Here is a 15,271-nt window from a genome sequence, read left to right on the forward strand (position 1 = left end):
GCGACCCTTGGCTTCGGGGGAGCGCCGACGGATACCGGCCCCCGGATCACGGCTCTCCGCTCCCCACCTCCCCGCTCCCGGGGCGCGCCGCACCCATCGCGATCCGCCGGCCCCCACCCACCGGGGGCAGCGGGCCCGCGTTCCCCTTCCCCGGAAACGCCGAAGACCCCCGGGCTTTCGCCTCGGGGGTCTTCGTCACTGTGGGGCTAACAGGATTTGAACCTGTGGCCTCATCCTTATCAGGGATGCGCTCTAACCAACTGAGCTATAGCCCCGCCGCGTCTTGCGGGATGTCCCGCGCGCCGACCTCTGAAGATTAGCGCACGGGACGGCCAGTCCCAAAATCGATAGCCGGACGGCTGTGAACTGCGGCTACTCGTCCTCGGCCAGCGTGAGCTCGACACCGCCCACGAAGCCCGCCGAGAGGTTGTAGATGAACGCCCCCAGCGTCGCCAGCGCCGTGGCGAGCACCACGTCGATCACCGCGATGATCGACGTGAAGAGCAGCACCCGCGGCAGCGACAGGAACGACTGGAGGTCGAAGCCGTTGGACTCGTTCGAGCCGGTCGCCTCGCTGATCGTGCCGCCGACCGTGGAGAACACACCCATCGCGTCCATGACCATCCACAGCACCGCCGCCGCGACGACCGTGCAGACGCCCAGCGCGATGGACAGCAGGAAGCTGACCTTCATCACCGACCACGGGTCGGCCTTGGCCACCCGCAGCCGTGCCTTGCGCGTACGGGGCGTGGTGCGTGCCCCGGTGCGCGGCCGCCGCACGCCCTCGGCGCCGCGCTGCGGCGCCGGGTAGGCCTGCGGCGGGTGGTAGGGCTGCTGACCGCCGTGCGCCGACTTCTCGCGCTCGCCGGGCAGGGCCCCGCTCTCATACTCCGCGCGGCCCTGTGGGCCCCGGGTTTCCGTCACCGTTACCCCCTGGGAGTCCGCGGCAGGGCCACGGGCACCGTTCGCTCCGGAAGCGGCCGCTCCGGCGCCCGTGGCTCCACTCACGCTTTACTCCTCGTGCTCCCCGGCCGAAGGCTGGACGCCCTCGGCAGCAGCCTCGGCAGTAGCGCCCTCGGCGTCGTCGGCCCCGTCGACCTCTACGGCCTCGCTGCCCGCCTCGGCGTTACGGGCGATACCGACGACGGCATCGCGCTTGCCCAGGTTGATCAGTTGGACGCCCATGGTGTCACGGCCCGTCTCCCTGACCTCGTTGACTCGCGTACGAATCACACCGCCGCCGAGAGTGATGGCGAGGATTTCGTCCGTTTCCTCCACCACCAGCGCGCCGACCAGCGAGCCACGGTCCTCCACGATCTTGGCGGCCTTGATGCCGAGGCCGCCGCGGCCCTGGACGCGGTACTCGTCGACGGGGGTGCGCTTCGCGTACCCGCCATCGGTTGCGGTGAAGACGAACGTACCGGGCCGGACGACATTCATCGAGAGCAGTTCGTCTCCCTCACGGAAACTCATGCCCTTGACGCCGGACGTGGCACGCCCCATGGGGCGCAGCGCGTCGTCGGTCGCCGTGAAGCGGATGGACTGCGCCTTCTTGCTGACGAGGAGCAGATCGTCGTCCGCCGACACCAGCTCCGCGCCGATCAGTTCGTCGTCCCCGCCGTCCGCGGTCTCGCGCAGATTGATGGCGATGACACCACCCGAACGGGGCGAGTCGTAGTCCTTGAGCGACGTCTTCTTCACCAGACCGGCCTTGGTGGCCAGGATCAGATAGGGCGCCGCGTCGTAGTCGCGGATCGCGAGGATCTGCGCGATCTTCTCGTCCGGCTGGAAGGCCAGGAGGTTGGCGACGTGCTGGCCGCGCGCGTCCCGTCCGGCGTCCGGCAGCTCGTACGCCTTGGCCCGGTAGACCCGGCCCTTGTTGGTGAAGAACAGCAGCCAGTGGTGCGTGGTGGACACGAAGAAGTGGTCGACGATGTCGTCCTGCTTCAGCTTGGTGCCCCGCACGCCCTTGCCGCCGCGCTTCTGCGAGCGGTAGTCCTCGGTCTTGGTGCGCTTGACGTAGCCGCCGTTGGTGATGGTGACGACGATGTCCTCTTCGGCGATCAGGTCCTCGATGGACATGTCGCCGTCGAACGGCACCAGGGCCGAGCGGCGGTCGTCGCCGAACTTGTCGACGATCGCGGCCAGTTCCTCGCTGACGATCCCGCGCTGCTTCTCGGGCGAGGCGAGGATCGCGTTGTACTCGTTGATCTTCGCCTGGAGCTCGTCGTGCTCGGCGACGATCTTCTGGCGCTCCAGGGCGGCGAGCCGGCGCAGCTGCATCTCAAGGATGGCGTTGGCCTGGATCTCGTCGATGGACAGCAGGCCCATCAGGCCCTCGCGCGCCACGTCGACCGTGTCGCTGCGCCGGATCAGCGCGATGACCTCGTCGATCGCGTCCAGCGCCTTGAGCAGGCCGCGCAGGATGTGGGCCCGCTCCTCGGCCTTGCGCAGCCGGAACTTCGTACGCCGGACGATGACCTCGATCTGGTGCGTCACCCAGTGCCGGATGAACGCGTCGATCGAGAGCGTGCGCGGCACGCCGTCCACCAGCGCCAGCATGTTGGCGCCGAAGTTGGTCTGGAGATCGGTGTGCTTGTACAGGTTGTTCAGGACGACCTTGGCGACCGCGTCCCGCTTCAGGACGATCACCAGGCGCTGACCGGTGCGCGAGCTGGTCTCGTCACGGACGTCGGCGATGCCGCCGACCTTGCCGTCCTTGACCAGGTCGGCGATCTTCTGCGCCAGGTTGTCCGGGTTGGTCTGGTACGGCAGCTCCGTGACCACCAGGCACTGGCGGTTCTGGATCTCCTCGACCGCGACGACCGCGCGCATCGTGATGGAGCCGCGACCGGTGCGGTACGCCTCCTCGATGCCCTTGCGGCCCACGACCAGCGCGCCGGTCGGGAAGTCGGGGCCCTTGATGCGCTCCATCAGCGCGTCCAGGAGCTCCTCGTGCGAGGCCTCCGGATTCGCCAGGTACCACTGGGCGCCTTCGGCGACCTCGCGCAGGTTGTGCGGGGGGATGTTGGTCGCCATGCCGACCGCGATGCCGGCCGAGCCGTTGACCAGGAGGTTCGGGAAGCGCGCCGGCAGGACCGTCGGCTCCTGGTTGCGGCCATCGTAGTTGTCCGTGAAGTCGACGGTCTCCTCGTCGATGTCCCGGACCATCTCCATGGCCAGCGGCATGAGCTTGCACTCGGTGTACCGCATGGCGGCAGCCGGGTCGTTGCCCGGGGAGCCGAAGTTGCCGTTGGAGTCCACCAGCGGCATGCGCATCGACCAGTGCTGGGCGAGGCGCACCAGGGCGTCGTAGATCGAGGAGTCGCCGTGCGGGTGGTAGGTACCCATGACGTCACCGACGACGCGGGCACACTTGTAGAAGCCCTTCTCGGGCCGGTACCCGCCGTCGTACATGGCGTACAGGACGCGGCGGTGGACGGGCTTCAGGCCGTCCCGCACGTCCGGCAGCGCACGCGAGACGATGACGGACATCGCGTAGTCGAGGTAGGAGCGCTGCATCTCCGTTTCGAGCCCGACGGGCTCGATGCGCAGGGCGAGGGCTTCCTCGGCAGCGGCTTCGGCCGCCGCGGCTTCAGTGGGCGTGGGAGTGTTCTCGTCGGCCATTGCTGGTTCTCAAGTCCTTTCGAAGCGGTCAGCGACAGACCGAGTCAGATGTCGAGGAAGCGGACGTCCCGCGCGTTGCGCTGGATGAAGGAGCGCCGGGCTTCGACGTCCTCACCCATCAGCACCGAGAACAGGTCGTCGGCCTGGGCCGCGTCGTCCAGGGTGACCTGGCCGAGCACGCGGTGCTCGACGTCCATGGTCGTGATGCGCAGCTCCTCGGCGTTCATCTCGCCAAGACCCTTGAAGCGCTGGATCGAGTCCTCGCGGATCCGCTTGCCGTTCTGCTTGCCGAGCTCCACGAGCGCGTCGCGCTCACGGTCCGAGTACGCGTACTCGAAGTCGTCCCGGCCCCACTTGATCTTGTAGAGCGGGGGACGCGACAGGTACACGTGCCCGGCCTCGACCAGCGGCCGCATGAAGCGGAACAGGAAGGTCAGCAGCAGGGTGTTGATGTGCTGGCCGTCGACGTCGGCGTCCGCCATCAGGATGATCTTGTGATAGCGGAGCTTCTCGATGTCGAAGTCCTCGTGGACCCCGGTACCGAACGCCGAGATCAGCGCCTGGACCTCGGTGTTCTGCAGGATCTTGTCGATCCGCGCCTTCTCGACGTTCAGGATCTTGCCTCGGATGGGCAGGATCGCCTGGTACATCGGGTTGCGGCCGGACTTCGCCGAACCACCGGCGGAGTCACCCTCGACGATGAAGATCTCGCACTTGGTGGGGTCGTTGGACTGGCAGTCCGAGAGCTTGCCGGGCAGCGACGCCGACTCCAGCAGGCCCTTGCGACGCGTCAGGTCGCGCGCCTTGCGGGCGGCGACGCGGGCCGTCTGCGCCTGGATGGACTTGCGGATGATGTCCGCGGCCTCGACGGGGTTGCGGTCGAACCAGTCGGTGAGGTGCTCGTGCACCACCTTCTGGACGAACGTCTTCGCCTCGGTGTTGCCCAGCTTGGTCTTGGTCTGACCCTCGAACTGCGGCTCGCCCAGCTTGACGGAGATGATCGCCGTCAGACCCTCGCGGATATCCTCGCCCGAGAGGTTGTCGTCCTTCTCGCGCAGCAGCTTCTTGTCCCGGGCGTACCGGTTGACCAGGCCCGTGAGCGCGGCGCGGAATCCCTCCTCATGCGTACCCCCCTCATGCGTGTGGATGGTGTTCGCAAAGGAGTAAACGCCCTCGCTGTACTGGGAGTTCCACTGCATCGCGATCTCGGCCGAGAGGAGTCGCTCCTTGTCCTCGGCCTCGATGTCGATCACGGTCGGGTGGATCAGCTCGCCCTTGCGCGAGTTGAGGTACTTCACGAAGTCGACGATGCCGCCCTCGTAGTAGTACGTCACCGAGAGGGGCTGCGGCTCCTCGCCCTCCTCCGCGGAGTCCGCGCCCGAGACCGCCTTGGCCGACTCGCGCTCGTCGGTGAGCGTCAGGGTCAGGCCCTTGTTGAGGAAGGCCATCTCCTGGAAGCGCCGCGACAGCGTCTCGAAGGAGTACTCGGTGGTCTCGAAGATGTCGCCGTCGGCCCAGAAGGTGACCGACGTGCCCGTGTCCTCGACGGCCTCGTTGCGGGCCAGGGGCGCGGTCGGGACGCCGAGCTTGTAGTCCTGGGTCCAGCGGTAGCCCTCGGTCCTGACGTCGACCGCGACCTTCGAGGACAGTGCGTTCACGACGGACACACCGACACCGTGCAGACCGCCGGAGACGGCGTAACCGCCGCCGCCGAACTTGCCGCCCGCGTGCAGGACGGTGAGGACGACCTCGACGGCGGGCTTGCCCTCGGAGGGGATGATGCCCACGGGGATGCCACGGCCGTTGTCGATCACTCGTACGCCGCCGTCCGCGAGGATGGTGACGTCGATCGTGTCCGCGTGTCCGGCCAGAGCCTCGTCGACGGAGTTGTCGACGACCTCGTACACGAGGTGATGAAGACCACGCTCACCGGTCGAGCCGATGTACATGCCGGGTCGCTTGCGGACCGCGTCCAGACCTTCGAGGACGGTAATCGCGCTGGCGTCGTACGAGGCGGTGACCTCGCCGTTCTCGCCGACGGCAGTGGACGGGGTGTTCTCGTTGGGGTTGCCGGAATCGGCCACGAAGCGCCCTTTCTGGCACAGCACAAGCCTTCCCCTGTAAAGGCCAAGGGCGGCTGCGTCGTTCAGCGATGGTCGGCGCCGGGCGTTGCCCCAGGGGGAAGCGTCCGGCCGCGTCTTTCGGTGGGTCCCGCGAGGACGGCGGGATTATTGACCAGTCTACCGGTAGCGCCGACATGAATGGGGGTTTGCCGGTACCTGAGTCCGCATGTGCCGCCCTGGGCGGGCGCCTTCCGACTCCCCATATCCGGGGAGGGGCCCCAAGAGCCTCACACGGGCATTCAGCGCTTCGGCCTGTCAACCTCCGACTACGGTGAGGGACGCCTCGTGCGCCGCACCCGTCACCGGAGCCGTCCCACACCTCGTTTTCGCACGTCACAGGGGGTACGGGCAGGGCCGCGCGATGGCATACGGCACGGGTTGCGCTCAGCCGTAGGTGTCGCCGGGCCCGGTGCTCCCGGGGGCGCGCAGTCTGCCGTAGCGCTGCGGCGGGCCGCTCGGGCCGTAGACCTTGATCAGCCGGACCGTGCCGTGGCCGAGATCGGCGTTGATGCGCGCCACCAGCTGGGGTGCGAGCAGCCGCAGCTGGGTCGCCCAGGACGTCGAGTCGCAGCGCACGACGAGGACCTTGTCCTCCTTGTCGTACGGACCCGGGACCGTGTGGTTGGCGAGCTCCTCGCCGACGATCTCCGGCCAGCGGCCGAGCACTCCGGCCACCGCCGTCGGCGTCTCCCAGCCGCTCTCGCTGATCAGCCGGTTGATGGCGGCGCCGAGCGGCAGCGGATCGCGCCCGTCCGCCCGGGCACCGGAGCGCAGCCCGCCGCCCCTGCGCGCCTGGTGCCGCTGCTGCGCGGCCTCACCGCGCGCCCTGGCCTGCTCCCTGGCCGCGCGCAGCGCGACCCGTGCCAGATCGATGCCGGAGGCCTCCGGCACCTTCGGCTGCTCGGCGCCCGGCGCTGCCTCGCTCATACCCGCGCCACCTCGCCCGCCGCGACCTCGTACCGGGCGCCCGCGAGGATCCCCGGCACGTCGTCGTCCACCGCGGCCGTCACCAGGACCTGCTCGCCCGGGGCGACCAGCTCCGCGAGGCGGTCGCGCCGCCTGGCGTCCAGCTCGGCGAACACGTCGTCGAGTACGAGGACCGGCTCATTTCCCTCGGCGCGCAGCAGATCGTACGAGGCGAGCCGCAGCGCCAGCGCGTACGACCAGGACTCGCCGTGGCTCGCGTAGCCCTTGGCCGGCAGGTCGCCCAGACGCAGCAGCAGGTCGTCGCGGTGCGGCCCGGCCAGCGTCACACCGCGCTCGATCTCCTGCTTGCGCACCTCCGCGAAAGCCGCGATGAGCTGTTCGTACAGCTCCTCGCGGGTGTGCCCGGTGCCGGGCGCGGACGGCTTGTACTCCAGGGCCAACGGGCCGCCGCCCGGCGCCAGTTGCTCGTACGCCTTGTCGGCCAGCGGCTGGAGCGCCGCGATCAGGTCGAGGCGCTGGGCGAGCAGCTCGGCACCGGCCTGGGCGAGGTGCTGGTCCCAGACGTCGAGCGTCGACAGGTCCATGCCGCGGCCGCCGTGCCGACGGGCCATCGCGGCGGACTTCAGGAGGGTGTTGCGCTGCTTGAGGACGCGCTCGTAGTCGGACCGTACGGCCGCCATCCGGGGCGAGCGCGCGGTGATCAGCTCGTCGAGGAAGCGGCGCCGCTCGCCCGGGTCGCCCTTGACCAGCGCCAGATCCTCGGGCGCGAACAGGACGGTCCGCACGATCCCCAGCACATCGCGGGGTCTGACCTGCGAGGACCTGTTAATACGGGCCCGGTTGGCGCGGCCCGGGTTCAGTTCGAGCTCGATCAGCTGGGAGCGCTCGCCCTGGGTCACGGCCGCGCGGATCACGGCCCGCTCGGCGCCCATGCGCACCAGCGGCGCGTCCGAGGAGACCCGGTGGCTGCCGAGCGAGGCGAGGTAGCCGACGGCTTCGACCAGATTGGTCTTGCCCTGGCCGTTGGCGCCCACGAAAGCGGTGACGCCCGGGTCGAGCGGAACCTCGACCCGGGCGTACGAGCGGAAGTCGGCCAGCGAGAGATGGGTGACGTGCATGGTGTCGCCGACCTCCCCCGGCTTACCTACTGCTCTTTGCGGCTACTTGGACTCGACCGCGTGGCCGCCGAACTGGTTGCGCAGCGCGGCGATCATCTTCATCTGCGGGGAGTCGTCCTGACGGGACGCGAAACGGGCGAACAGCGACGCGGTGATCGCGGGCAGCGGCACGGCGTTGTCGATGGCCGCCTCCACCGTCCACCGGCCCTCGCCGGAGTCCTGCGCGAAGCCCTTGAGCTTGTCGAGGTGCTCGTCGTCGTCCAGGGCGTTGACCGCGAGGTCCAGCAGCCAGGAACGGATGACCGTGCCCTCCTGCCAGCTGCGGAACACCTCGCGGACGTCGGTGACGGAGTCGACCTTCTCCAGGAGCTCCCAGCCCTCGGCGTAGGCCTGCATCATGGCGTACTCGATGCCGTTGTGGACCATCTTCGAGAAGTGGCCGGCGCCGACCTTGCCCGCGTGCACCGCGCCGAAGTCGCCCTCGGGCTTCAGCGCGTCGAAGATCGGCTGGACCTTGGCGATGTTGTCGGCGGTGCCGCCGTACATCAGCGCGTAGCCGTTCTCCAGGCCCCAGACGCCGCCGGAGACACCGCAGTCGACGAAGCCGATGTCCTTGATGCCCAGCTCGACGGCGTGCTTCTCGTCGTCCGTCCAGCGGGAGTTGCCGCCGTCCACGACGACGTCGCCGGGGGACAGGAGCTCGCCGAGTTCATCGATCGTGGACTGCGTCGCGGCACCGGCGGGGACCATCACCCACACCACGCGCGGTCCCTTGAGACTGTCCACAAGCTCCTTGAGGCTGTGGACATCAGCGACGTCCGGGTTGCGGTCGTAACCGATGACGGTGTGGCCTGCGCGGCGGATGCGCTCGCGCATGTTGCCGCCCATCTTGCCGAGGCCGACGAGACCGAGCTCCATCACATGATCCTTTGACGTTGTGGCGTTTCGTACCCACGTCCGAGCCTACGCCGGGACCCTGGTACACACCTGCGGGGTCAGCCGCTCAGACGTACGCCCCGGGTGCCCGGGACGCACGTCCTCAAGCCACTCAGCCGGACAGGCGCACCGGCATGATCAGGTACTTGTACGCGTCGTCCGCCTCGGCGTCCAGCGCGGGCTTGCCGCTGAGCAGGGCCGGCTTGGTCGAGGTGGTGAAGGCGAGCTGGGCGACCGGCGAGTCGATGGCGCTCAGGCCGTCGAGCAGGAAGGTCGGGTTGAAGGCGATCGAGATGTCGTCGCCCTCCAGGTTGGCGTCGACCCTTTCCACAGCCTGTGCGTCGTCGCTGGAACCGGCTTCCAGGATGAGGACGCCCTGCTCGAAGCTGAGCCGCACCGGGGTGTTGCGCTCGGCCACCAGGGACACGCGCTTGACGGCCTCGACGAACGGCGCGGTCTCGATCACCGCCACCGAGTTGAACTCGGTGGGGAAAAGAGTCCGGTACTTCGGCAGGTCGCCCTCAAGAAGACGTGTGGTCGTGCGGCGGCCGGCGCCTTCGAAACCGATCAGACCCTCACCGGCACCGGAGCCCGAGAGCGCCAGGGTGACCGTGTCGCCGCTCGTGAGCGCCTTGGCGGTGTCCAGGAGCGTCTTGGCGGGGACCAGGGCGACCGCGGAGGCGTCCGGGTTCTCCGGCTTCCACAGGAACTCGCGGACCGCGAAGCGGTAGCGGTCGGTGGAGGCGAGGGTGACCGTGTCGCCCTCGATCTCGATGCGCACACCGGTGAGCACCGGCAGGGTGTCGTCCCGGCCGGCCGCGATGGCCACCTGGGCGGCGGCGGAGGCGAAGACCTCACCGGGAACGGTGCCCGTGGCGCTCGGCATCTGCGGCAGCGCCGGGTACTCCTCCACCGGAAGGGTGTGGAGGGTGAAGCGGGAGGAGCCGCAGACCACCGTCGCCCGTACACCGTCTGTGGAAATCTCCACCGGCCGGTTGGGCAGGGCGCGGCAGATGTCGGCGAGCAGACGGCCGGAGACGAGCACCGTGCCGTCCTCGTCGACCTCGGCATCGACGGAGACCCGCGCCGAGACCTCGTAGTCGAAGCTGGAGAAGCTGAGCGCGCCGTCCTCCGCCTTCAGAAGAAGGCCCGCGAGTACGGGCGCGGGCGGACGGGCCGGGAGGCTGCGGGCCACCCAGGCCACCGCCTCCGCGAGTACATCGCGCTCCACCCGGATCTTCACCGGAACCGCCTCCTGCTGTTGCTGGCTCGCCCTGCTGGCTTTCGTCGTCGGCTGTATCGCCGGGGACCAGTCTGACGTACGCCGCTGACAGTCGGTGCGCGTCGGGGTCAAGTCGCGTCGAGCGGTGTCGGGAGCTCCGGCGGCCAGTTGTGCACAGGCCCCACTTCGAAACGGATTCCCAGCTAACTCTAAGTGGGAGTAGTAGTAGGGCCTGTGGAAACCGTGGATAACCCCGTTTGCGCAGGTCAAACCCACTTTTTTGTCCACTGCCCCTGTGGGTGGCACCGGTGGACAACCCGGGGTTTCTGTGGACGCCCGAAAGTTCTGCACATCCCGTGCACAGGACAGGGGTAGTTCTCCCCAGCCCTGTCCCCAGCTTTACCCCGGTTCCCCACAGCCCAACCCGTCTCCTTCGTGTGACGGCTTTCACTCGCCCCGGTGACCCCGGGCGTTTCGTTGCCGAACAGTGGACAGGGCTGTGGAGAAGCTGGGGACAACGGATCAAGACCTGTGGGCCGCCGGTGGAAAACTTCGCCCACAGGCTGTGGACAGAGGATTCGTCCACAAGCTGTGGAGCAGCGATGCCCACAAATCCACAGGCTGTTGACCTGGGGTGATGGAGTATCAGTCGTGGCGCCTGTGGAAGCAATCTGGACAACTTCGCGGTCCCCAGGGTGTGGACGGAAGAAAGTCCCCGGATCTGTGGAGAATCCCCTCTGACCAGCCGGTATTCGAACACCGGCGGCTTCGCCGACGTCGTACGCACGCTCCCTTCGCCGTCGTACGCACGGATTCCGGGGCCCCGCGGAGCCCTGTCAGAGCCGTTCCTGGGCCCTCAGGAGGTTCCCCACAAGCCCGGAACCGGGCCCGGGAACGCCGAAGGGCGCCCGGAGAATCGATCCCTGGGCGCCCTTCGGGGTGGCCGTGCCGGCCGCGTCAGCCGTTCTTGATGCGGTTGGTGAGCTCGGTGACCTGGTTGTAGATGGAGCGGCGCTCCGCCATCAGGGCGCGGATCTTGCGGTCGGCGTGCATCACCGTCGTGTGGTCACGGCCGCCGAACTGCGCCCCGATCTTGGGCAGCGAGAGATCGGTGAGTTCCCGGCACAGATACATCGCGATCTGGCGGGCCGTCACCAGCACGCGGCTGCGCGAGGATCCGCAGAGGTCCTCCACCGTCAGACCGAAGTAGTCGGCGGTCGCCGCCATGATGGCGCTCGCGGTGATCTCCGGGGCCGCGTCCTCGCCGCCGGGGATCAGGTCCTTGAGGACGATCTCGGTGAGCCCCAGGTCCACCGGCTGCCGGTTCAGCGAGGCGAACGCGGTGACCCGGATCAGCGCGCCCTCCAGCTCACGGATGTTCCGCGAGATCCGGGACGCGATGAACTCCAGTACCTCCGGCGGGGCGTTGAGCTGCTCCTGCACCGCCTTCTTGCGGAGGATCGCGATGCGCGTCTCCAGCTCGGGCGGCTGCACATCGGTGGTCAGACCCCACTCGAAGCGGTTGCGCAGCCGGTCCTCCAGGGTCATCAGCTGCTTGGGCGGCCGGTCCGAGGACAGCACGATCTGCTTGTTGGCGTTGTGCAGCGTGTTGAAGGTGTGGAAGAACTCCTCCTGCGTCGACTCCTTGCTCGCCAGGAACTGGATGTCGTCCACCAGAAGGATGTCGACATCGCGGTACCGCTTGCGAAAGGTGTCGCCCTTGCCGTCGCGGATCGAGTTGATGAACTCGTTGGTGAACTCCTCGGAGCTCACGTACCGCACCCGCGTGCCGGGGTAGAGGCTGCGCGCGTAGTGCCCGATCGCGTGCAGCAGGTGCGTCTTGCCGAGGCCCGACTCCCCATAGATGAAGAGGGGGTTGTACGCCTTGGCCGGCGCCTCGGCGACCGCGACGGCCGCGGCGTGCGCGAACCGGTTCGACGAGCCGATGACGAAGGTGTCGAAGAGGTACTTCGGGTTCAGCCGCGCGTGCGGCTCGCCCGGACCGCCCTGCGCGGGCGCCTGCCCGGACGGCGACGGCGCGAGGTGGCCGGAGCCGCCGCGCTGCGGGGGCTGCCCGTCCGGCAGCTCGCGCCGCTCGGAGCGCTGCTCGTGCCGCTGCTGCTCGTACGGCTGCGGCTTGGGCTGCTCGTAGGAGCCCCGGCCCTGGTCGTACGGGTTGTGGTCCTGGTCGTACTGGCCGCGCTCGGGCGGCGGGGGCGAGCGGTAGTCGTGCTGGGGCTGCTGCGGGCGGGCGCCGCCGTAGGGCTCGCGCCACTGCTCGCCCGAGGAGTCGCGGTCCTGGAAGCCGCCGAGGCGGGGCTGCTGCCACAGGTCCTCCTGGGCGCGCGGCCAGGCGCCGGGCTCCGCGCGCTGCTGGTACTCGCCGGGGTAGGCGGGGCGGGCCGTCGGCAGGCCGTCGTCGGAGGGCCGGCCGTAGGGGTCGTCCTGGTAGCGCGGCTGCTGGGAGGGCTGCTGCTGGGGGGCGGGCGGGGAGGGCTCGCCCACCGAGTCGTCGACGGTGATCGCGATGCGGATGGTGCGGCCGCACTCGCGGCTCAGCGTCTCGCTGATCAGCGGGGCGAGCCGGCCCTCCAGAACGCGCTTGCCCCACTCGTTGGGGACGGCGAGCAACGCGGTGTCGGCCACCAGTGCGAGCGGCTGGCAGCGCTCGATCCACTGCTTGTCCTTGGGCTCGATGCCCTGCTGCCCCTCCCCGAGGAGATGCTCCAGCACTCGTGGCCACACTGCGGCAAGATCGGCAGGTACATCAGCCACAGGGCACGCTCTCTCGCAGGTCCCACGAATGTGTGGTTCTCGGGACGGGATGGGATGGCACAGACAGACAGGCAAGGACACAACGGGAAAAGACCGGGAGTTCAGCCACGGTAGTCGGGCCGACTGACGTGGTTCAAGTTGTTGTCCACAGCCTGTGCATACCGGGGCCCGGCGAGACCCCGGTTTGACCGGATGGCGTAGCCGCGCGTACCGTAACCAGGTCGAGTTGTCGATGGCTGCTGCCGCCTGCCTCCGATGGGCAAAGATCACGATCTGTGATCGTGAAGCGGTGCACACGGGCGTATACGCGAGCTACTCGTGGGCGCACGGTGACAGCCAGGCGATGTCCCGCCGCCAACGAATCATTTCTGGAGCCCCCGAGTGAGCAAGCGCACCTTCCAGCCGAACAACCGTCGCCGCGCCAAGACCCACGGCTTCCGCCTGCGGATGCGTACCCGCGCCGGCCGCGCGATTCTCGCGAACCGCCGTGGCAAGGGTCGCGCGAGCCTGTCCGCGTAAACAGCAAAAGGTCATGACGTGCTGCCTACCGAGAATCGGCTGAGGCGGCGCGAGGACTTCGCGACCGCGGTACGCCGAGGACGCCGGGCCGGTCGCCCGCTCCTCGTCGTCCATCTACGCAGCGGTACAACGGACCCGCATGCGCCTGGGGAGAGCGCTCCCCCGACGCGTGCGGGTTTCGTTGTCAGCAAGGCCGTCGGCGTGGCTGTCGTCCGCAATCTGGTGAAGCGCAGGCTTCGCCACCTCATGCGCGAACGGCTGCCTCAGTTGCCCCCCGGTAGCCTGGTTGTCGTACGGGCATTGCCCGGTGCGGGCGATGCAGACCATGCACAGCTGGCCCGAGACCTGGACGCCGCCCTCGCGCGGCTACTGGGAGGGGGCGCGCGATGAAGTACCCGCTGCTGGCCCTGATCAAGCTGTACCAGTGGACGATCAGCCCACTTCTGGGGCCCGTCTGCCGGTACTACCCGTCGTGTTCCCACTATGGATATACGGCGATCGACCGGCACGGTGCCGTCAAAGGCACCGCCCTGACCGCCTGGCGCATTCTGCGGTGCAATCCGTGGTCGCCCGGTGGCGTGGACTACGTGCCGGAGCGCAAGCGACCTCGGTGGCACGAGGCGCTGCGCGCTGCCTGGCGAGGTGACAAGGGCGGGCAGTCCGCCGCTGAGACCGAGACAAGCCCGGCCGCAGAGACCCCGCCCAATGCTCAAGGAGCCTGATTAGTGGACACGATTGCCAGTCTGTTCAGCTTTATCACCTGGCCTGTTTCCTGGGTCATCGTCCAGTTCCACAAGTTGTACGGCGCGATCTTCGGGCCGGACACGGGCTGGGCCTGGGGCCTGTCGATCGTGTCCCTCGTGGTGCTGATCCGTATCTGCCTGATCCCGCTCTTCGTGAAGCAGATCAAGTCGACCCGGAACATGCAGGCGCTCCAGCCGAAGATGAAGGCGATCCAGGAGCGCTACAAGAGCGACAAGCAGCGTCAGTCCGAAGAGATGATGAAGCTGTACAAGGAGACGGGCACCAACCCGCTCTCCTCGTGCCTGCCGATCCTCGCGCAGTCGCCGTTCTTCTTCGCGCTGTACCACGTGCTCGCCGGCATCGCCAACGGCAAGACCATCGGCGTCATCAACCAGCCGCTGCTGGAGAGCGCCCAGAAGGCCCACATCGTCGGTGCCCCGCTGGCCGCGAAGTTCATGGACAGCGCCTCCAAGGTCGAGAGCCTCGGTGCCTCGCTGACCGATGTCCGCGTCGTCACCGCGATCATGATCGTGATGATGTCGGCCTCGCAGTTCTTCACCCAGCGCCAGCTGATGACGAAGAACGTGGACCTGACGGTCAAGACGCCGTTCATGCAGCAGCAGAAGATGCTGATGTACGTCTTCCCGGTCATGTTCGCCGTGATGGGCATCAACTTCCCCGTCGGTGTCCTCGTCTACTGGCTGACCACCAACGTGTGGACCATGGGCCAGCAGATGTACGTCATCAACCAGAACCCGACGCCGGGCTCCAAGGCCCAGGAGCACTACCTGGACCGCCTGATCAAGAGCGTCAACACGCACGGCGAGGTACGCGGCAAGAAGCGCCGCACCATCGTGCAGGCGATCGTGGCCAAGGGCCCGGACCGCAACGACAACGAGCGCAAGTTCATCACCGGACTCTCCAAGCAGGGTTACGCGGCTCAGGCCGACGGTTCCGTGGTGAAGAGCGACACGGCGCTGCTCGAAGCCGAGGGCGCGGCTCCCAAGCGCCAGCAGCCCAAGCGGCAGACCAAGGCGCAGCGCCAGGCCGGTGCGGTCCAGCAGGACGACGCGGCCGCGAAGACCTCGCTGACCAAGGACGCCGCCGAGACCTCGGATGCGGCGCCCGCGGAGAAGCAGGCCGCGCCGCAGGATGCCAAGCCCAAGCAGGACACCAAGCCGAAGCAGGGCAAGCCCACCGCGGGCCAGGCACGAGCCAAGTCGGGTCAGCGCAAGGGTCAGCAGCGGCCCAAGCACCCGACCAAGAAGTAAGAAGGAGTC

General features: G+C 68.3%; 12 protein-coding genes and 1 tRNA gene. 4 read left to right on the forward strand and 9 right to left on the reverse strand.

Features of this window, described 5'->3' with window-relative positions; all coding sequences use genetic code 11:
- Positions 1–201 precede the first annotated feature (201 nt).
- The 9 genes from ACFYNP_RS02820 to dnaA all read right to left on the reverse strand — a co-directional run bounded on the left by ACFYNP_RS02820 (position 202) and on the right by dnaA (position 12,728).
- Positions 202–275, reverse strand: a tRNA-Ile gene (locus ACFYNP_RS02820).
- A 97-nt stretch (positions 276–372) separates the two neighbouring features.
- Complete coding sequence (locus ACFYNP_RS02825) at positions 373–924, reverse strand: DUF3566 domain-containing protein (protein ID WP_388781974.1); 552 nt, start codon at positions 922–924, stop codon at positions 373–375.
- 87 nt (positions 925–1,011) lie between these two features.
- The gene (gyrA, locus tag ACFYNP_RS02830; protein WP_100575611.1) at positions 1,012–3,627 is read right to left on the reverse strand and encodes a DNA gyrase subunit A; all 2,616 of its coding nucleotides are present in this window, start codon (positions 3,625–3,627) and stop codon (positions 1,012–1,014) included.
- Positions 3,628–3,671: 44 nt separating this feature from the next.
- Positions 3,672–5,735, reverse strand: a complete 2,064-nt coding sequence (gene gyrB / locus ACFYNP_RS02835; protein WP_388781977.1) for a DNA topoisomerase (ATP-hydrolyzing) subunit B — start codon at positions 5,733–5,735, stop codon at positions 3,672–3,674.
- Positions 5,736–6,134: 399 nt separating this feature from the next.
- Positions 6,135–6,677, reverse strand: coding sequence for a DUF721 domain-containing protein (locus ACFYNP_RS02840; RefSeq protein WP_388781980.1), 543 nt, complete (start codon positions 6,675–6,677; stop codon positions 6,135–6,137).
- Positions 6,674–7,795: a DNA replication/repair protein RecF gene (recF, locus tag ACFYNP_RS02845; RefSeq protein WP_388413984.1), complete on the reverse strand. Its 1,122-nt coding sequence runs from the start codon at positions 7,793–7,795 to the stop codon at positions 6,674–6,676. Before recF ends, ACFYNP_RS02840 begins: the two co-directional genes overlap by 4 nt.
- A gap of 42 nt (positions 7,796–7,837) precedes the next feature.
- Positions 7,838–8,713 carry a phosphogluconate dehydrogenase (NAD(+)-dependent, decarboxylating) gene (gene gnd / locus ACFYNP_RS02850; protein WP_388413986.1) on the reverse strand — a complete coding sequence of 292 codons (876 nt, stop codon included), beginning with the start codon at positions 8,711–8,713 and terminating at the stop codon, positions 7,838–7,840.
- Positions 8,714–8,843: 130 nt separating this feature from the next.
- A complete protein-coding gene (dnaN, locus tag ACFYNP_RS02855) occupies positions 8,844–9,974 on the reverse strand; it encodes a DNA polymerase III subunit beta (RefSeq protein ID WP_388413989.1) in 1,131 nt (376 codons plus the stop codon).
- A 936-nt stretch (positions 9,975–10,910) separates the two neighbouring features.
- Positions 10,911–12,728 (reverse strand): chromosomal replication initiator protein DnaA, encoded by a 1,818-nt coding sequence (gene dnaA / locus ACFYNP_RS02860; RefSeq protein WP_388413992.1) that lies wholly within the window; start codon positions 12,726–12,728, stop codon positions 10,911–10,913.
- A gap of 381 nt (positions 12,729–13,109) precedes the next feature.
- Between dnaA and rpmH the strand changes: the two genes are divergently transcribed.
- The 4 genes from rpmH to yidC are packed head-to-tail and all read left to right on the forward strand — an operon-like array spanning position 13,110 to position 15,262.
- Positions 13,110–13,247, forward strand: a complete 138-nt coding sequence (gene rpmH, locus ACFYNP_RS02865; RefSeq protein WP_006381191.1) for a 50S ribosomal protein L34 — start codon at positions 13,110–13,112, stop codon at positions 13,245–13,247.
- Between the two features lie 18 nt (positions 13,248–13,265).
- Positions 13,266–13,637 carry a ribonuclease P protein component gene (rnpA, locus tag ACFYNP_RS02870; RefSeq protein WP_100575618.1) on the forward strand — a complete coding sequence of 124 codons (372 nt, stop codon included), beginning with the start codon at positions 13,266–13,268 and terminating at the stop codon, positions 13,635–13,637.
- Positions 13,634–13,969 carry a membrane protein insertion efficiency factor YidD gene (gene yidD / locus ACFYNP_RS02875; protein ID WP_078966182.1) on the forward strand — a complete coding sequence of 112 codons (336 nt, stop codon included), beginning with the start codon at positions 13,634–13,636 and terminating at the stop codon, positions 13,967–13,969. The genes rnpA and yidD overlap by 4 nt, the downstream gene beginning before the upstream one ends.
- A 3-nt stretch (positions 13,970–13,972) precedes the next feature.
- Positions 13,973–15,262, forward strand: a complete 1,290-nt coding sequence (gene yidC / locus ACFYNP_RS02880) for a membrane protein insertase YidC (protein ID WP_388413996.1) — start codon at positions 13,973–13,975, stop codon at positions 15,260–15,262.
- Positions 15,263–15,271 lie beyond the last annotated feature (9 nt).

This window comes from Streptomyces sp. NPDC006691 (assembly GCF_042869955.1).
Taxonomy (GTDB): domain Bacteria; phylum Actinomycetota; class Actinomycetes; order Streptomycetales; family Streptomycetaceae; genus Streptomyces.